We start from the raw sequence: 14,691 nt of genomic DNA on the forward strand, positions 1-14,691 counted from the left end.
ATGTTAACGATTTTTTTGGTCGGCATCCCGGTGATCCTGGTCAACATGCTGCTGCAATCCCTGGTATCCGTCTGGAGCATCCGCTTCTACGTCAAGCGATTCAATCGACGCGAGGGGGCCCTGGCCGGCATGCTGGCTTTGTTTGGCATCATCACTCTGGTGATGCTGGGCAACCTGGCCCAGATCGGCGTCTGGGGCGGGCTCTTCCTGTGGCTCGGGGAGTTCGATACCCTGCAGGAGGCCGTCTATCACTCCGGGGTCAACTTCGCCACTCTGGGCTATGGCGACATCGTCATGAGCCCGCAGTGGAAGCTGCTCGGCCCCCTGGAGGCGGTCAACGGTGCCCTGATGATAGGCCTCTCCGGCGCCTCCATGCTCGCGGTCTTGCAGCACCACATTCGCAATCAGCTCGCTGACAGCCCCCCCTGAGAGCGAGGGGCCACCTGCGGCAACCCCGTGCGGCAACAAAACGGGCCACTCACTGGAGTGGCCCGTTTGCATACAGAGTGATCAATCGGGCCATTTCAGCCACAGGATCTACTCGGCGATCACCGTCTGCCAGGTCTTGAAACCGCCTGAGAGGTTCTTGACCCGAAAACCGTGCTGGCTCAGCAGGCGGCAGGCCACGTGACCCCGCAGTCCCACCTGGCAGCTGATGAGCAGCTCTTTATCCCTGGGCAGCTCATGGAGGCGGCCGCGCAGCTCGTCCAGGGGGATGTGCATCGCCCCCGGGATGCGCCCCAGCTTGTCGAGTTCGGGGCCATTGCGCACATCCACCACCTGCTGATGGGGGTGGCGAGCCTGCACCTCGGCTGCGTGGCAGAGCAGGGTGTCCCCCTTCAGATGGTTGCTCGCCACGAACCCGGCCATGTTGATCACATCCTTGGCCGAGCCAAAGGGCGGTGCATAGGTGAGCTCCAGATCCTGCAGATCAAACACGGTGAGACCGGCGCGCTGGGCCACCGCCAGCACGTCGATGCGCTTGTCGATGCCATCCTTGCCGATGGCCTGGGCGCCGTAGATCTTGCCATCGGGGGCAAACAGCAGCTTGAGGCTGACCGGGTGGGCACCGGGGTAGTAGCCGGCGTGGCTGCCCGGGTGGACATAGACCTTCTCGAACGGCAGCCCCAGCTGCACCAGCCGCTTCTCGTTCAGCCCCGTGCTCGCCACCGCCAGATCGAACAGCTTGCAGATGGCGGTCCCTTGCGTCTTCTTGTAGGTTTCGCTTCGCCCCAGCATGTTGTCGGCGGCAATGCGCCCCTGCCGGTTGGCCGGGCCCGCCAGGGGAATGAGCACGGATTCGCCGGTGACAAAATCGGTCTCCTCCACCGCGTCCCCCACCGCGAAGATGAAGGGATCCGAGGTGCGCATGCCCGCATCCACCTTGATGCCGCCCCGCGGTCCCAGCACCAGCCCCGCCTTGGCGGCGAGCAGAGTCTCGGGCTTGACGCCGATGGCGAGGATCAACAGGCCGGTGTCGAGATGAGAGCCGTCATTGAGGGTCAGGCGCAGTCCACCCCGCTGGGCGGTCGCCACGGCGGCGGTCTTCTCGTCAGGCACCTCCAGGCTTTCGATGGCAGCGAGGCCGGTACGCAGGCGAAGATCGACCCCCTCCTCCCGGATGCGGGCGTGGAGCAGGTTGGCCATCTCCTTGTCCACCGGCGCCATCACCTGATCGGAGAGCTCAAGCAGGGTGACATCCAGCTTGCGCTGGTGCAGCGCCTCCATCATCTCCAGCCCGATGAAACCGCCCCCCACCACGGTGACGTGGCGGGGCTTGTCGTGCGCCAGCGCCGCCAGGATGCGATCCATGTCGGGAATGCTCCGCAGGGTGTGTACCCCCGGGCTCTCGATGCCGGGGAAGGGAGGCCGGATGGGGGCGGCGCCCGGGCTCAGCAGCAGCACGTCGTAGGCTTCGCGCCGCTCTTCGCCGGTCAGCAGGTTGCGCACCAGCAGGCTCTTGCCGGCCTTGTCTATCTCGATGACGTCGTGAAACACCCGCACATCCACGTTGAACCGGCGCTTGAAGCTTTGCGGTGTCTGCAGCAGCAGGGCATCCCGATCCGGGATATCCCCCCCGATGTGATAAGGCAGACCGCAATTGGCGAAGCTCACGAACTCGCCCCGCTCGAACATCACGATCTCCGCCTCTTCGCTCAAACGGCGGGCACGGGCGGCGGCGGACGCTCCCCCGGCCACACCACCCACAATCAGGATCCGTTTCATCTGCAAGACTCCACTCAACAGGAAATGACCAATAAATTAGACTTATCTAATTTAGAATTCAATGAAATTTTGTTTGCCACGGATTTGCAGTATTCTTGCCCTCCGACAATTGCTCAACAGGATAGTGTCAGTTCATGTCGTCTACCGCGCTCAGCCATCTTCCGACCGCCAGCCAGGCGCCCCTGTTCTTCCGCCTGGATACCCGTAGTCAACGGCTGGTCGCCCTGACCGATGTGATGCAGACGCCGCTCCACTGGCTCGACGAGCCCCGCAGTGCCTGGCCGGCCCAATTGCCGGACGCCCTGCGCCAGCCCATCGAGCAGCGGCTGGCCAGCGGCAAGGGGGGCAAGCTGGTGCTGCGCTTTGACGCCCTCCTCTGGCATATTTCCCTCTCCCACGAGCAGGACGCCTTCTGGCTCATCTGCCTGCAGACTCAGTCCCAGGAGAGCGCCGCCAGCCTGTCCCTGCAACTGCCGCGCCTGAGCCAGATGGCCAGCCAGCAGCAGTATGACGCCATGCTGGAGAGCCTCAAGGAGTGCCTGGGGGCCGATCGCCTGATCCTCTGGCACTACCAGGCCCATGGCGCCCTGGGCGGCGAGCAGCTGACCCCGGTGTTCACCCTGGGGGTGGGGGTGGACGCGCTCGGTGCCATTCGCGGAGACAGCCGCTACATCCGGGCCCTGCGCGCCCGGGGTGCCCTGAGCTTCTCGGAGGCGGCCCACCAGCCCATGTTGAGCCAGCACTACTATCTGGCCGATGCCAATGTCTGCTCCCGCCTGGACGGCGCCTTGCTGGAGCAGGAGAAGCTCATCGGCGTGCTCAGCCTGGAGTATGCCGAGAGCACCCTCATCAGCGATGACACCCTGCAACTGGTGCGTCATTGCGCCCGTTTGCTCGGCCACTGGCAGCCGGACCCCGTGGCGACCGACACCCCGGACCTCGCGCCTCCCCCGGGGCTGGCCAACCTGACCGGCAACGATTACTGCCGCGCCCTGCTGCGCTGGGCCATGGGCCTGAGCGGTGCCCACAGGGGCTGGATCGGCGAGTTTCAGCCTCGCGGCCAGGATCTCTGGCTCATTCCCCGCTGCGTGGTGGAGGGGGATGCCTTCGCCGTCGTCAAACCCATGCCCATGGACATCGGCCCGGGCCGGGAGATCTTCCAGCACGGGCAGAGTCTCTACGTGGAAGATCTGGCCCTGCGCTATCCCCAGTCCAGCCAGCTGCTGGCCCTCGACGCCAAGGCCTATGTCGGCATCCCCTTCCCGGGGCCAAACGGTCTCCCCCTGGGGCAGCTCACCCTGCTGCTCGCCACCCCCCTGGCCGATCCCGCGCCCCTGCTGGACGTCCTCTACGAACAGCGCGAGCGGGCCGCCAGCGAGTTGCAGCGCCTGGCCAATGACGATGCCCTGCGCCTGGCCGAAGTGGCCTTCAACACCCACGACGGCCTGCTGGTTATGGATCACGGGGGCATCATCCTCAAGGTCAATGCCTCCTTCAGCCGCATCACCGGCTTTGCCAGCGAGGAGATGCTGGGCCTGCACATCGACGCCCTGAGGCCCACCTACTATGGCGACACCCTCAAGGAGGAGGTGATCGCGGCGGTCAACCGGCAGGGATACTGGCTCGGGGAGGAACAATGCCTGCACAGGGAGGGACACCTCTTCCCGGTGCGGCTCATGGTGAGCGGGGTCAAGGACGAGGAGGAGGAGATCAGCCACTTCGTCTGCAGCTTCCACGACATCACCCAGGAGAAAGAGACCGCCCGCCACATCGAGCGCCTCGCCTACTACGACGACCTGTGCGATCTCTACAACAGGCGCAGCCTGACCGACATCATGCAGCGCACCCTGCAGGCCCCGAGTGGTCAGTGGGGGGCCCTGCTGCTGCTGGATCTGGACAACTTCAAATCCATCAACGACTCCCTCGGTCACGCCTGCGGCGATCTGCTGCTCCAGGCCGTGGTGGTGCGACTCAAGTCCCTGCCCCAGGAGAACCTGGTGCTCGCCCGCACTTCGGGTGACGAATTTGCCCTGCTCTTCACGGCACTGGGCCAGGGCTATATCACCGCCAAGATCCTGGCGGAGCACTTTGCCCGGGAGCTGATGGGGATCTTCCGTGCCCCCTTCGACATCGGCGATCACAAGCTGCACTGCAGCGCCTCCGTGGGGATCAGCCTGTTCAGCGATGACGACAAGGATCACCTTGTCCTGATGCAGCAGGCCGATACCGCCGTCCACATGGCCAAGCGCGCGGGCCAGGGCAACCATATCTTCTTCAGTGAAGCCATGGCGGAAAAAGAGAAGAGCAAGCTTTCTCTCAACAACCAGCTGCGCGATGCCCTGCGCAACAACGAGCTGGTGCTGCACTACCAGCCCCAATACCGGGTCGACAACGGCACGCTCTCGGGCATAGAGGCGCTGCTGCGCTGGCAGAAGGCCGACGGCACCATGGTGCCACCCGGGGAGTTCATCCCCATCGCCGAGGAGACCACCCTGATCCAGGAGATCGGCTACTGGGTGATGAAGACCGCCTGCGCCCAGTACAGCTTCTGGCTCAACAACGGCCTCGCCATCCCCCATCTGTCGGTCAACGTCAGCGCCCGCCAGTTCCACACCGCCGGTTTCGTGCAGCAGGTGGAGTACATACTGCGGGACACCGGGGTGCCCCCATCGCGCCTGTTGCTGGAGATCACCGAGTCCGTGGTGCTGGAAAACCGGCTGGAGAGTATCGCCAGGATCCGCCAGCTCAAGGCCCTCGGCCTGCTCATCTCCATCGACGACTTCGGCACGGGCTACTCCTCCCTGGCCTATCTGCGGGATCTGCCCGCCGACGAAGTGAAGCTCGACAGAAGCTTCATCCAGACCCTGGTCCACAGCGAACAGGACAAGGCCATCGTCAAGGCCATCCTGGATCTCGCCCGGGTGTTTCGTTTCACCGTCACCGCCGAAGGGGTGGAGGAAGAGGAGCAGCTCGCCGTGCTCAAGGCCCTGGGATGCCAGCATTATCAAGGCTTCCTCACCAGCCGGCCGCTCCCCGTCAAGGCACTGGAGAGCCTGCTGGGTGCCACCCCTGCGGGCTAAACTGGTAGGATTTATAGGGCTTTCTGTCATAAAATAACGACCGCTCGAACCTTGTCCGCACCATTGGAGTCGTCTATGTCAGTCATTAACCGGATCCCCGCCGTTGAATCCAAGGGACCTGCCACCCCCGGCACGCAGCGGATCCCGACCGTTGAAGCCAGCGACACCGGCACTACCGACATCATTGGCCGGATCCACTCCGTCGAGACCTGCGGGACCGTCGACGGCCCCGGCATCCGCTTCATCGTGTTCATGCAGGGCTGCCTGATGCGCTGCAAGTATTGTCACAACCGGGACACCTGGGACACCCAGGGCGGCCGCGAGGTCACCGTGCCCGAGCTGATGAAGGATCTCACCAGCTATCGTCACTTCATGAATGCCTCCGGCGGTGGCGTGACCGCCTCCGGCGGCGAGGCCATGCTGCAGCAGGAGTTCATCGCCGAACTGTTCACCGCCTGCAAGGCCCAGGGGATCCACACCTGCCTGGATACCAACGGTTTCGTGCGTCACTACGACGAGTTGCTCGACCGGGTGCTGGACAACACCGATCTGGTGCTGCTCGACATCAAGCAGATCAACGACGAGAAGCACATTCCCCTCACCCACGTCAGCAACAAGTACACCCTGGAGTTCGCCCGCTACCTGGCCTCCCGCGGCCAGACCATGTGGATCCGCTACGTGGTGGTACCCACCTGGTCCGACGATGACGAGAGCGCAGAAGGACTCGGCCAGTTCATCGCCGAGCTGGGGGAGTGCGTCGAGAAGGTGGAGCTGCTGCCCTACCACGAACTTGGCAAGCACAAGTGGGACGTGCTGGGAGATACCTACGATCTGGTCGGCATCAAGCCCCCCAGCAAGGAGACCATGGACAGGGTCCAGGGCATCCTTGGCAAGTATCACCCCAACGTGAAGTATTGAGACAGGAGGCCGCCCGGCAGAGGGCGGCCTCTTTTCATTGCGCCGGCATTCGCCACGGCGCCATCACCGACAGCCGCATCCGGGGGAACCGCTCATGAGTGAAGGACAAGTCGCCGCCCTCCTGCTCTGGCTGGTGCTGCTCGCCTTCAGTCTGAACGCCTCCCTGCTGCGCACCCTTGGCGCCCACCCGCTCTATCAGCATCTTTGCCTCGGCGGCGCCATCGTGCTGGTACCGCTGTGGACCTTGCGGGCCGGGTTGCACGAGGGGCTCGAGATCCACTTTCTCGGCCTCACCAGCCTGACCCTGTTGCTGGGCTGGCGCCTCGCCCTGCTCGCCCCCTGCCTCACCCTGCTGCTCCTCGCTTACTTCGGGGTCATCCCCCTGGCCGACATCGGCTGGCAGGCCCTCATCGGCGTCGCCCTGCCGGTGGCCACCAGCTGGCTGCTGTTTCTGGGGAGCTGGGCCTGGCTGCCTCGCCACCTCTTCGTCTATCTGTTCGTGGCGGCATTTCTCGGGGGGGCGCTGAGCATTTCGGCCAAGGTGATCGCCAGCGCCTTGCTGATGGGGGTGAGCGGCACCTACTCCTGGCACACCATCAGCGCCGACTACCTCTCCATCTGGCCGCTGCTGCTCTTCCCCGAGGCGCTCCTCAACGGCATGACCATGACCCTGCTCGCCGTCTATCGCCCCCACTGGGTCAACACCTTCTTCGAAAGGGAGTACCTGGGGCGCTGAGCCTGCCCGTAGTCCATAAAAAAAAGCCCGCAGTTGCGGGCTTTTTCTCTGCTGGCAGTCAGACGCTGCGCGGGCGCAGGTGGGCATGCCAGCGGGCTTCCCACTTCTTGAACAACCAGACGATGACGAAGGTGAGCAGCATGTAGAGCAGACCTGCGGTCAGGAACGCCTCGAACGGGCTGTAGTAGCGGGAGTTGATGATCCGCGCGGCCCCCGTCAGATCGACGATGGTAATGATGCCCGCCACCGCCGACCCCTGCAGCATGAAGATCACCTCGTTGCTGTAGGCCGGCAGCGCACGGCGAAACGAGTTGGGCAGGATGATGCGGGTGAGGGTCTGCCAGCGGGTCATGCCGAAGGCGCTTGCCGCTTCTATCTGTCCCTTGGGCATGTTCATCACGGCGCCGCGCACTATCTCGGCGGTGTAGGCGCCGGTGTTGAGAGTGAACGCCAGCAGGGCACAGAACCAGGCTTCCGAGAAGAGGGTCCAGGCCGCACTGTTCTTGAGCCACTCCCACTGGGCGGCACCGTAGTAGATGATGAAGAGCTGCACCAGGAGCGGGGTGCCACGGAAGAAGTAGATATAGGCCCAGATTGGCCCCTTTATCAACCAGTTGCGGCTGTTGCGCAGTATGCCCATGGGCACCGCCAGCATGAGCCCCAGCATGAGCGAGGCGGCCACCAGCCAGATGGTGGTATAGAGCCCCTCCCAGTAGGTGGGCCACTCCTTGAGAATGATCGAGAAATCCATGGCTTACCTCGTCTTGATGGCGTAGTGACGCTCGGCCCACTTGAGCGCCGAGGTAGAGACTGCGGTGAAGACCAGGAAGATCAGCGCCACCGCCATGTAGAAGGTGAAAGGCTGCTGGGTCGAGCCCGCCGCGAGCGACGCCTTTCGCACCATGTCATCGAGCCCGATGATGGAGACCAGGGCCGTGGTTTTCAGCAGCACCAGCCAGTTGTTGCCAAACCCGGGCAGGGCGTGGCGCATCATCTGGGGAAAGAGGATCCGCACAAAGACCTGGCTTGCCCGCATGCCGAAGGCACGGGCCGCCTCGAGCTCCCCCTTGTCCACCGCCAGGATGGCGCCGCGGAAGGTCTCGGTCATGTAGGCGCCGAAGATGAAGCCGATGGTGGCGACCCCGGCCGCAAACGGGCTGATGTCGATGTAATCGGGCAGCAGGGAGACCCACTCCTGATTCGGGTTGCTCGCCAGCAGGTGGTTGTTGTAGGCCTCGTTGACCCAGGTGCAGATCCCGTTGATGAGCACCTGGCCGCCGAAGAAGAGCAGCATCATCAGCACCAGATCCGGGATGCCGCGAATGACGGTGGTGTAGGCCGCCGCGATGCCGCGTGCCCACTTGTAGGGAGAGAGCTTGGCCAGGGCCCCCAGCATGCCGAGCACCAGGGCCAGCAGCAGGGAGGCAAGCGCCACCTCCAGGGTGATCCAGGCCCCCTCCAGCAGAGAGGTTTCGTATCCTTTCAAATCAAACATATGCAATGCAGCTCCATCGCAATCGGGCCCGTCACTCCCAGCGGAAGGCAACGGGCCCGATGACTACTGACGGGATCAACCTGTCGTTGTTCGCCTGACGTCGGCTTACTCGCCGTACACGTCGAAGTCGAAGTACTTGTCGTTGATTTCCTTGTACTTGCCATTGGCACGCAGGGCCAGGATGGCGGCATTGAATTTCTCTTTCAGATCCTTGTCAGCCTTGCGCACCGCGATGCCGGCACCCTCGCCAAACCACTTGGGATCGGTCAGTTTCGGGCCGATGAACTCGAAGGCATCGCCCCCTTCCTTCTTCAGCAGGCCGTCGCTGATGGCGGCGGAGTCGGCCATCACGTAGTCGACACGGCCGGATTTCAGATCGAGGTAGGCTTCATCCGCAGTGCCGTAGCGCTTGATGGTGGCGTTGGGGAAGTTGTCGGTGATGTAGGTATCCATGGAGGTGGCACGCTGCACGGCGATGGTCTTGCCGTCCATGAAGGCCTTGTCGAGCTGGATTTCGGTCCCTTTCTTGGCGGCGAAGCGCGCCGGGATGTGCTGGTACTTCTGGGTGAAGTCCACCTTCTTCTTGCGCTCTTCGGTGATGTCCATGGTGGCGATGATGGCGTCATACTTGCGCGACAGCAGCGCCGGAATGATGCCGTCCCAGTCCTGCTTGATCAGGGTGCACTTCACTTTCATCTCTTCGCACAGGGCGTTGGCGATGTCAATGTCGAAGCCTTTCACCTCGCCGCTCGGCTCGGTCCAGGAGAAGGGGGGATAGGCCCCTTCCACCCCGATCCGGACCTCTTTCCACTCCTTGGCCATCAGGCTACCGGAACACAGGGCCGTCATCACGGCAGTCGCCAGCATCAGCTTGTTCATGTATCTCTCCTTGATAAACACGTCGATCGTTGAAAGTACGGATGGTTTAAATTGAATCCCGTCCATCAATAGATGGACGAGATGAATTGCTTGAATCGCTCCGACTTGGGATGGGCGAAGATCTCCTTGGGATTCCCCTCCTCCTCCACGCGCCCCTGGTGCAGGAACATCACCTTGTTCGACACGTCGCGGGCGAAGGACATCTCGTGGGTCACCACCATCATGGTACGCCCCTCTTCCGCCAGCTCGCGCATCAGGCCAAGGACCTCCCCCACCAGTTCAGGGTCGAGGGCCGAGGTAGGCTCGTCAAACAGCATCACCTCGGGCTCCACCGCCAGCGCCCGGGCGATGGCGGCCCGCTGCTGCTGGCCGCCGGAGAGGTGACCGGGATAATAGTCGCGACGCTCCCACAGCCCCACCCGGTTGAGCAGATGCTCCGCCTTGGCGATGGCCTCGGCACGGGGCACCTTGAGCACCTGGATGGGCACTTCGATGATGTTCTGCATGATGGTCATGTGGGACCAGAGATTGAAGCTTTGAAACACCATGGCCAGTCGGCTGCGGATACGCTCCACCTGGCGCATGTCTTCCGGCAGGCGTTCGCCGGAACGGCTGGTTTTCATCCGGATCAGCTCCCCATGGAGGGAGACGCTGCCCGATGAGGGGGTTTCAAGCAGATTGATACAGCGTAGAAAGGTCGACTTCCCCGAACCCGAGGAGCCGATGAGGGAGATCACATCCCCCTTGTGGGCCGTCATATCGATGCCCTTGAGCACTTCGTGGGTGCCAAAATACTTGTGCAGATCACGAACTTCCAGTGCGGCAACGTCGCTCATCCATTACAACCTTGTCTGTCCCTAGACGCCGCTTCGGCGTGACTCCACCATCGTTAATTTAACAAAACGTTAACCGATGGCAACCTTCAGCGAAAATATCATTGAGGTAGTGAAAAAACAATACAGAACCGAGGTATTTGGTGTTTTATCTGTATTTTTATTGGCCTATTGAGTATTTTTCAGCACTTTGTCTGCATAAAATCCATTTTTTGTCGCACCTTCCCTACCGCTCTTTTATACCCGCATCGCACTGGTAGCAAGCATATTTCACCATATCCGCCAGATGTCACCCAAAAGGACTTTATTCACCCAGGCAGATTCCCCTTCTCTCGTCATTTCATGGGGATGAAATTGATTTTTCAGGTGATGTGGCCCTCTTTCTCTGTTTGCATACAGAGCCGACTGTCATCAAAAAACACAACAATATGATAAAAAAGTCCCGTATGGGCCATGCTGATGCACAGATCCGTGACACAGGTGCAACAAGTCGTGATAAGGTGCCGTTTTTCCACGTTTTGTGATCGAGGCCCCGATGTTGCTCAATGTGTTGCTGATCCTGCTGCCGCTGGTGATCGGCTATCTGGTTCCCCTCTCTTCCGCCCGTCTGATCAAGCTGGTCAACCAGTCCCTGGGCAAGATGGTCTACCTCATCCTGTTCCTGATGGGGCTGGGGCTGGCCTATGTGGAGAACCTGGGCAGCAACCTGGCAGTGATCTTCAAGGTGGCAGGGGTGATGCTCGCAGCCATTACCCTCTGCAACCTGCTGGCCCTGTGGTGGCTGGACAAACGCAGCCCCCCCACCCACGAGGCCAGTGACGGCAAGATGCCGAGCAAGCTGCACCTGTTGTGGGAATCCCTCCAGCTCTGTTTCGTGGTGTTGGGGGGCGTCTTGCTGGGGCTGGTGGTGGACCTGCGCGCCCTGCCCATCGACAAGTGGAGCGAGTGGGCCCTGATGCTGCTGCTCTTGCTCATCGGCATCCAGATGCGCAACTCCGGCATGCGCCTGCGCCAGATCCTGCTCAACCCCTGGGGCATGAAGATCGCGCTCACCGTCATCCTCAGCAGCTGGCTCGGCAGCCTGCTGGCCGCCCAGCTGCTCGGCATGCCCTTTGCCCATGGCCTCGCGATGAGCTCCAGTTTTGGCTGGTATTCGCTCTCCGGCATCCTGGTAGCGGACAAGCTGGGCCCGGTGCTGGGCTCGGCCGCCTTCATCAACGATCTGGGGCGCGAGCTTATCGCCATCCTCATCATCCCGGTGCTGATGCGCCGCCACCCCAGCGCCGCCATCGGCTACGGCGGCGCCACGGCGCTGGACTTCACCCTGCCTGTCATCCAGAAATCCGGCGGCATCCAGGTGGTGCCGGTGGCCATCGTCTCCGGCTTTATCCTGAGCCTGCTCGGCCCCATTTTGATCCTGGGGTTCCTGGCCATCTGAGCCCCATGGCACGAAAAAGCCCGGCACTGCTGCCGGGCTTTTTGTTGATGAACTGAGCGGGCTGAATGACAGGCGCCGGTATTCAGGTGCGCCACCGACCCCCACTCATCACCCGCTCGATGGTGAACGTATCAGGATCGATCAGCAGCAAATCCGCATCCTGCCCCACCCCCAGGGTACCCTTGCTCGCAAGCCCCAACGCCCTGGCCGGATTGGCCGTCACTACCGCCAGTGCCGTCTCCAGCGCCACCCCCTTGCCGCAGGCCGCCACCACCTCCTGCCACAGGCTCCCTATCTGGCCGCAGCGCAGCTCGATGAGCCGCCCCTCGCCGTCAAAGCGCGGCAGACTGGCGTTGGCATCCGAGCTGAAGCTGATGCGATCCACGGGCACGCCGGCCGCCAGCAACGCCACCAGGGCGTCGGCCGCGAGCCGCTCCCCGTCATCCAGCAGGTCCGGGAAGCTCGACGTGGTGAGGTCGACCCAGCCGCCTGCCCGACCCCACTCGATGGCCTCGGCAAAGAGCCAGGGATTGCGGTTGCAGTGAGTGGGGTAGAGCTGGCGAAGCGGGATGTCGGTGTCATCGCGCAGGGCCCGCAGGGGCGCCAGCGCCCCGCGGCCATCTCCCAGGTGAAAGAAGCTGACGCCACTTTTGCCCGACAACAGCCCGGCCACCCGCGCCTCGCTCGCCAGGCGCGCCAGCTCGTCGTGGGTGGGGGCGCTGGACCTGTGATCGCTGATGGCCACCTCCCCCACCCCCAGCACTTCGGGGATCAGCATGATGTCCGACTCCACCGTGCCGGTGAGGGTCTTGACCGGCAGGTGGTAGGAGCCGGTGTACATGAAGGCGCTCACCCCGGCGGCGCGAAACTCGCGCACCTTCCCCAGCACCTGGGCCGGGCTGCGGGTCAGGCTGTCGGTGCCGAGGGCCGCCACGAGCGTGGTAACCCCCGCCGCCAGAGCTTCCCTTGCCGAGAGCTCCGGCGTGCGAAAGCCGAAGCCTCCCTCGCCGCCGCCTCCCGTGATATGGGCGAGCGGGTCTACCAGTCCGGGCACCAGATAGCGGCCGCCAGCGTCCACCCGCGTCAGTGGCCAGTCGACCGGAACCGTCAGTCCCTTGCCCATCCAGGCGATGCGGCCATCCGCCACCAGCAGATCCTGCTGGCCGAGCGGGGCCGGACTATGGATCTGCGCACCCTCGATCAGGGTCAACATGGGGTCTCTCCTTGCTGCATGAAAAAGGAGGGAGCAGGCTCCCTCCGACTGTTACCCATCAACCGCCATAGATATCGTACTTGAAGTACTTCCGGTTGATCTCCTGATACTTGCCGTTGGCGCGCAGGGCCTTGATGGCGTCGTTCAGCCTGGCCCTGAGATCCGGATCCCCCTTGCGCACCGCGATCCCCATGCCGTCGCCAAACCATTGACGGTCGGTCAGGGCCGGCCCCACATAGTCGAACTTGTCGCCCCCTTCCTTGCCAAGCAACCCCTGTTCGATGGCCGAGGCGTCGGCCAGCAGGGCCAACACCCGTCCCGCCTTCAGATCGAGGTAGGCTTCATCGGCACTGCCGTAACGCACTATGGTGACGCTGGAGCCGAAGTTGTCGGTCAGGTACTTGTCGTGGGTGGTGGCCCGCTGCACGCCGATGCGCTTGCCCGCCATCCCTTCCGGCGTCAGCGTCAGTTCGGTGCCCCTGGCCGCCACGAAGCGGTTGGGAATGTGTGCATATTTCTCGGTGAAGTCGACCTTCTTGCGCCGCTCGTCGGTGATCGACATGGCAGCGATAATGGCGTCGTACTTGCGCGACAGCAGGGCCGGGATCATGCCGTCCCAATCCTGGGCCACCAGCTCGCACCTGACAGCCATCTGCTGGCACAGGGCGTTGGCCAGATCGATGTCGAAGCCCTTTATCTCCCCAGAAGCGTCGGTCCATGAGAAGGGCGGATAGGCCCCCTCCACGCCAAAGCGTACCGTCTTCCACTCCTTGGCGGTGACGGGGGCGGCGAGCAGACAGGCAGCAACAAGGGCTGACAGGGTCAGTGTGGTCTTCATCGTGAGTACTCCATTACATAAAAAGCGCACAGGCGCGGTCAAGGCATCGCAGGCAGAGGCAAGCGATGGCCAACAAACGGCAAATTGCAGATGAGCGGGATTACGCCGCCATGGGCGTCAATGAACTGCTCCGGGGCCTCGACCTATTCGTCGAACCACTCGGAGAGATAGAAAGGCTTGAAGTAGAAGGCCAGAAAAAAGCCTCTGGCTTTGCGCATCATGGTGATTTGTCGCGTCCTGTGACAAAGATGGCAAGCACCTTACCACGCCTCAAATTTGCCCGGCAAGGGGACTTGGGGATGAAACATCCTGCCCATGGTCAATCCGGCCACGATTCGTTAGGCTCGGATCACCCGTTCACGCCCAGGCACGCGAGCCCCATCCCATGAATTTTCTCGCCCACCTCCATCTGGCGGCCCATACCGGCAGCTCCCTCACCGGCAACCTGCTGGGGGACTTCATCAAGGGCCCGCTGCCGACGGGTCTGGCTGACCACTTCGACGAGGGGATCTGGCTGCACCGCAAGATAGACGCCTTCACCGATGCCCACCCGGCCCATCGGGCCGCCGTGGCGAGCTTCGACCCCCCCTGGCGCCGCTTCGGCGGCATTGTGGTGGACATGCTCTACGATCACTGGCTCAGCCAGCACTGGCAGAGGTTCAGCGCAGCCCCCCTGCCCCGCTTTCTGGCGCAGAGCTATGGTCAACTTCTCCTGGATCATCACAGCCTGCCACAGGGCCTGCCGATGGCCCTGCGGCACATGGCCGAGCAGGACTGGCTGGCCTCCTACCTGTACCGGGAAGGGGTGGGGGCGGCCCTCAACGGCATCGGTCGTCGGCTGCGCCGCCCCGTGCCGCTCGGGGAGGCGCTCCACGCCCTGGATCAGGCTCGCTGGATCGAGGCCGAGCACGCCTTCCTGCACTTCTACCCGGAGCTGATGCGCTTTTGCGAGGCGCAGATCGCCGCCCACCGCACGGCCACCTCATCCCCACCATAAAAAACGCCCCGAGCGGGGCGTTGTCATCGGGGGAATGC

The 14,691-nt window shown here is 63.0% G+C and carries 14 protein-coding genes; 7 read left to right on the top strand and 7 right to left on the bottom strand.

Features of this window, described 5'->3' with window-relative positions; all coding sequences use genetic code 11:
- Positions 1-429, top strand: a complete 429-nt coding sequence (locus tag AB5Y47_RS03175; protein WP_041212801.1) for an ion channel — start codon at positions 1-3, stop codon at positions 427-429.
- Positions 430-537: 108 nt separating this feature from the next.
- Here the strand turns inward: AB5Y47_RS03175 and AB5Y47_RS03180 are convergent, their stop codons facing one another.
- Positions 538-2,226, bottom strand: coding sequence for an FAD-dependent oxidoreductase (locus AB5Y47_RS03180; protein ID WP_368219815.1), 1,689 nt, complete (start codon positions 2,224-2,226; stop codon positions 538-540).
- A 134-nt stretch (positions 2,227-2,360) separates the two neighbouring features.
- Here AB5Y47_RS03180 and AB5Y47_RS03185 point away from each other — a divergent pair, with 134 nt between their 5' ends.
- From AB5Y47_RS03185 to AB5Y47_RS03195, 3 genes are all read left to right on the top strand, one after another.
- On the top strand, positions 2,361-5,306 hold the full coding sequence (locus AB5Y47_RS03185; protein ID WP_368219816.1) for a putative bifunctional diguanylate cyclase/phosphodiesterase: 2,946 nt from the start codon (positions 2,361-2,363) through the stop codon (positions 5,304-5,306).
- A 75-nt stretch (positions 5,307-5,381) separates the two neighbouring features.
- Complete coding sequence (gene pflA / locus AB5Y47_RS03190) at positions 5,382-6,224, top strand: pyruvate formate lyase 1-activating protein (protein WP_010674272.1); 843 nt, start codon at positions 5,382-5,384, stop codon at positions 6,222-6,224.
- Between the two features lie 94 nt (positions 6,225-6,318).
- Positions 6,319-6,960: an energy-coupling factor ABC transporter permease gene (locus AB5Y47_RS03195; RefSeq protein ID WP_319888414.1), complete on the top strand. Its 642-nt coding sequence runs from the start codon at positions 6,319-6,321 to the stop codon at positions 6,958-6,960.
- Positions 6,961-7,018: 58 nt separating this feature from the next.
- Here AB5Y47_RS03195 and AB5Y47_RS03200 read toward each other — a convergent pair whose 3' ends face one another.
- The 4 genes from AB5Y47_RS03200 to AB5Y47_RS03215 all read right to left on the bottom strand — a co-directional run bounded on the left by AB5Y47_RS03200 (position 7,019) and on the right by AB5Y47_RS03215 (position 10,170).
- Positions 7,019-7,711 carry an ABC transporter permease gene (locus AB5Y47_RS03200; protein WP_043156313.1) on the bottom strand — a complete coding sequence of 231 codons (693 nt, stop codon included), beginning with the start codon at positions 7,709-7,711 and terminating at the stop codon, positions 7,019-7,021.
- A 3-nt stretch (positions 7,712-7,714) separates the two neighbouring features.
- Positions 7,715-8,455 (bottom strand): ABC transporter permease, encoded by a 741-nt coding sequence (locus AB5Y47_RS03205; RefSeq protein ID WP_010674269.1) that lies wholly within the window; start codon positions 8,453-8,455, stop codon positions 7,715-7,717.
- A gap of 105 nt (positions 8,456-8,560) precedes the next feature.
- Positions 8,561-9,334, bottom strand: a complete 774-nt coding sequence (locus tag AB5Y47_RS03210; protein WP_010674268.1) for an ABC transporter substrate-binding protein — start codon at positions 9,332-9,334, stop codon at positions 8,561-8,563.
- A gap of 65 nt (positions 9,335-9,399) precedes the next feature.
- Positions 9,400-10,170 (bottom strand): ABC transporter ATP-binding protein, encoded by a 771-nt coding sequence (locus tag AB5Y47_RS03215; RefSeq protein WP_010674267.1) that lies wholly within the window; start codon positions 10,168-10,170, stop codon positions 9,400-9,402.
- Between the two features lie 532 nt (positions 10,171-10,702).
- On the opposite strand from AB5Y47_RS03215, the gene AB5Y47_RS03220 reads away from it, so the two are divergent.
- The gene (locus AB5Y47_RS03220) at positions 10,703-11,605 is read left to right on the top strand and encodes a lysine exporter LysO family protein (protein ID WP_113725220.1); all 903 of its coding nucleotides are present in this window, start codon (positions 10,703-10,705) and stop codon (positions 11,603-11,605) included.
- Between the two features lie 82 nt (positions 11,606-11,687).
- On the opposite strand, the gene iadA is transcribed toward AB5Y47_RS03220, so the two are convergent.
- Both iadA and AB5Y47_RS03230 read right to left on the bottom strand, forming a co-directional pair.
- Entirely contained in the window at positions 11,688-12,818 is a 1,131-nt protein-coding gene (iadA, locus tag AB5Y47_RS03225; protein WP_010674265.1) for a beta-aspartyl-peptidase, read from the bottom strand.
- 58 nt (positions 12,819-12,876) lie between these two features.
- Positions 12,877-13,656, bottom strand: a complete 780-nt coding sequence (locus AB5Y47_RS03230) for an ABC transporter substrate-binding protein (RefSeq protein WP_010674264.1) — start codon at positions 13,654-13,656, stop codon at positions 12,877-12,879.
- 65 nt (positions 13,657-13,721) lie between these two features.
- On the opposite strand from AB5Y47_RS03230, the gene AB5Y47_RS03235 reads away from it, so the two are divergent.
- Positions 13,722-14,045, top strand: coding sequence for a hypothetical protein (locus AB5Y47_RS03235; RefSeq protein ID WP_029314324.1), 324 nt, complete (start codon positions 13,722-13,724; stop codon positions 14,043-14,045).
- Positions 14,042-14,653 (top strand): ACP phosphodiesterase, encoded by a 612-nt coding sequence (locus AB5Y47_RS03240; RefSeq protein ID WP_010674263.1) that lies wholly within the window; start codon positions 14,042-14,044, stop codon positions 14,651-14,653. The genes AB5Y47_RS03235 and AB5Y47_RS03240 overlap by 4 nt, the downstream gene beginning before the upstream one ends.
- Positions 14,654-14,691 lie beyond the last annotated feature (38 nt).

The sequence above is a fragment of the Aeromonas sp. R7-2 genome (genome assembly GCF_040908105.1).
Taxonomy (GTDB): Bacteria; Pseudomonadota; Gammaproteobacteria; order Enterobacterales; family Aeromonadaceae; genus Aeromonas; species Aeromonas caviae.

Coding starts and splice junctions, on each gene's coding strand:
- AB5Y47_RS03175 (WP_041212801.1), top strand. CDS start 1: ATGTTAACGATTTTTTTGGTCGGCATCCCGGTGATCCTGGTCAACATG.
- AB5Y47_RS03180 (WP_368219815.1), bottom strand. CDS start 2,226: ATGAAACGGATCCTGATTGTGGGTGGTGTGGCCGGGGGAGCGTCCGCC.
- AB5Y47_RS03185 (WP_368219816.1), top strand. CDS start 2,361: ATGTCGTCTACCGCGCTCAGCCATCTTCCGACCGCCAGCCAGGCGCCC.
- pflA (WP_010674272.1), top strand. CDS start 5,382: ATGTCAGTCATTAACCGGATCCCCGCCGTTGAATCCAAGGGACCTGCC.
- AB5Y47_RS03195 (WP_319888414.1), top strand. CDS start 6,319: ATGAGTGAAGGACAAGTCGCCGCCCTCCTGCTCTGGCTGGTGCTGCTC.
- AB5Y47_RS03200 (WP_043156313.1), bottom strand. CDS start 7,711: ATGGATTTCTCGATCATTCTCAAGGAGTGGCCCACCTACTGGGAGGGG.
- AB5Y47_RS03205 (WP_010674269.1), bottom strand. CDS start 8,455: ATGTTTGATTTGAAAGGATACGAAACCTCTCTGCTGGAGGGGGCCTGG.
- AB5Y47_RS03210 (WP_010674268.1), bottom strand. CDS start 9,334: ATGAACAAGCTGATGCTGGCGACTGCCGTGATGACGGCCCTGTGTTCC.
- AB5Y47_RS03215 (WP_010674267.1), bottom strand. CDS start 10,170: ATGAGCGACGTTGCCGCACTGGAAGTTCGTGATCTGCACAAGTATTTT.
- AB5Y47_RS03220 (WP_113725220.1), top strand. CDS start 10,703: ATGTTGCTCAATGTGTTGCTGATCCTGCTGCCGCTGGTGATCGGCTAT.
- iadA (WP_010674265.1), bottom strand. CDS start 12,818: ATGTTGACCCTGATCGAGGGTGCGCAGATCCATAGTCCGGCCCCGCTC.
- AB5Y47_RS03230 (WP_010674264.1), bottom strand. CDS start 13,656: ATGAAGACCACACTGACCCTGTCAGCCCTTGTTGCTGCCTGTCTGCTC.
- AB5Y47_RS03235 (WP_029314324.1), top strand. CDS start 13,722: ATGGCCAACAAACGGCAAATTGCAGATGAGCGGGATTACGCCGCCATG.
- AB5Y47_RS03240 (WP_010674263.1), top strand. CDS start 14,042: ATGAATTTTCTCGCCCACCTCCATCTGGCGGCCCATACCGGCAGCTCC.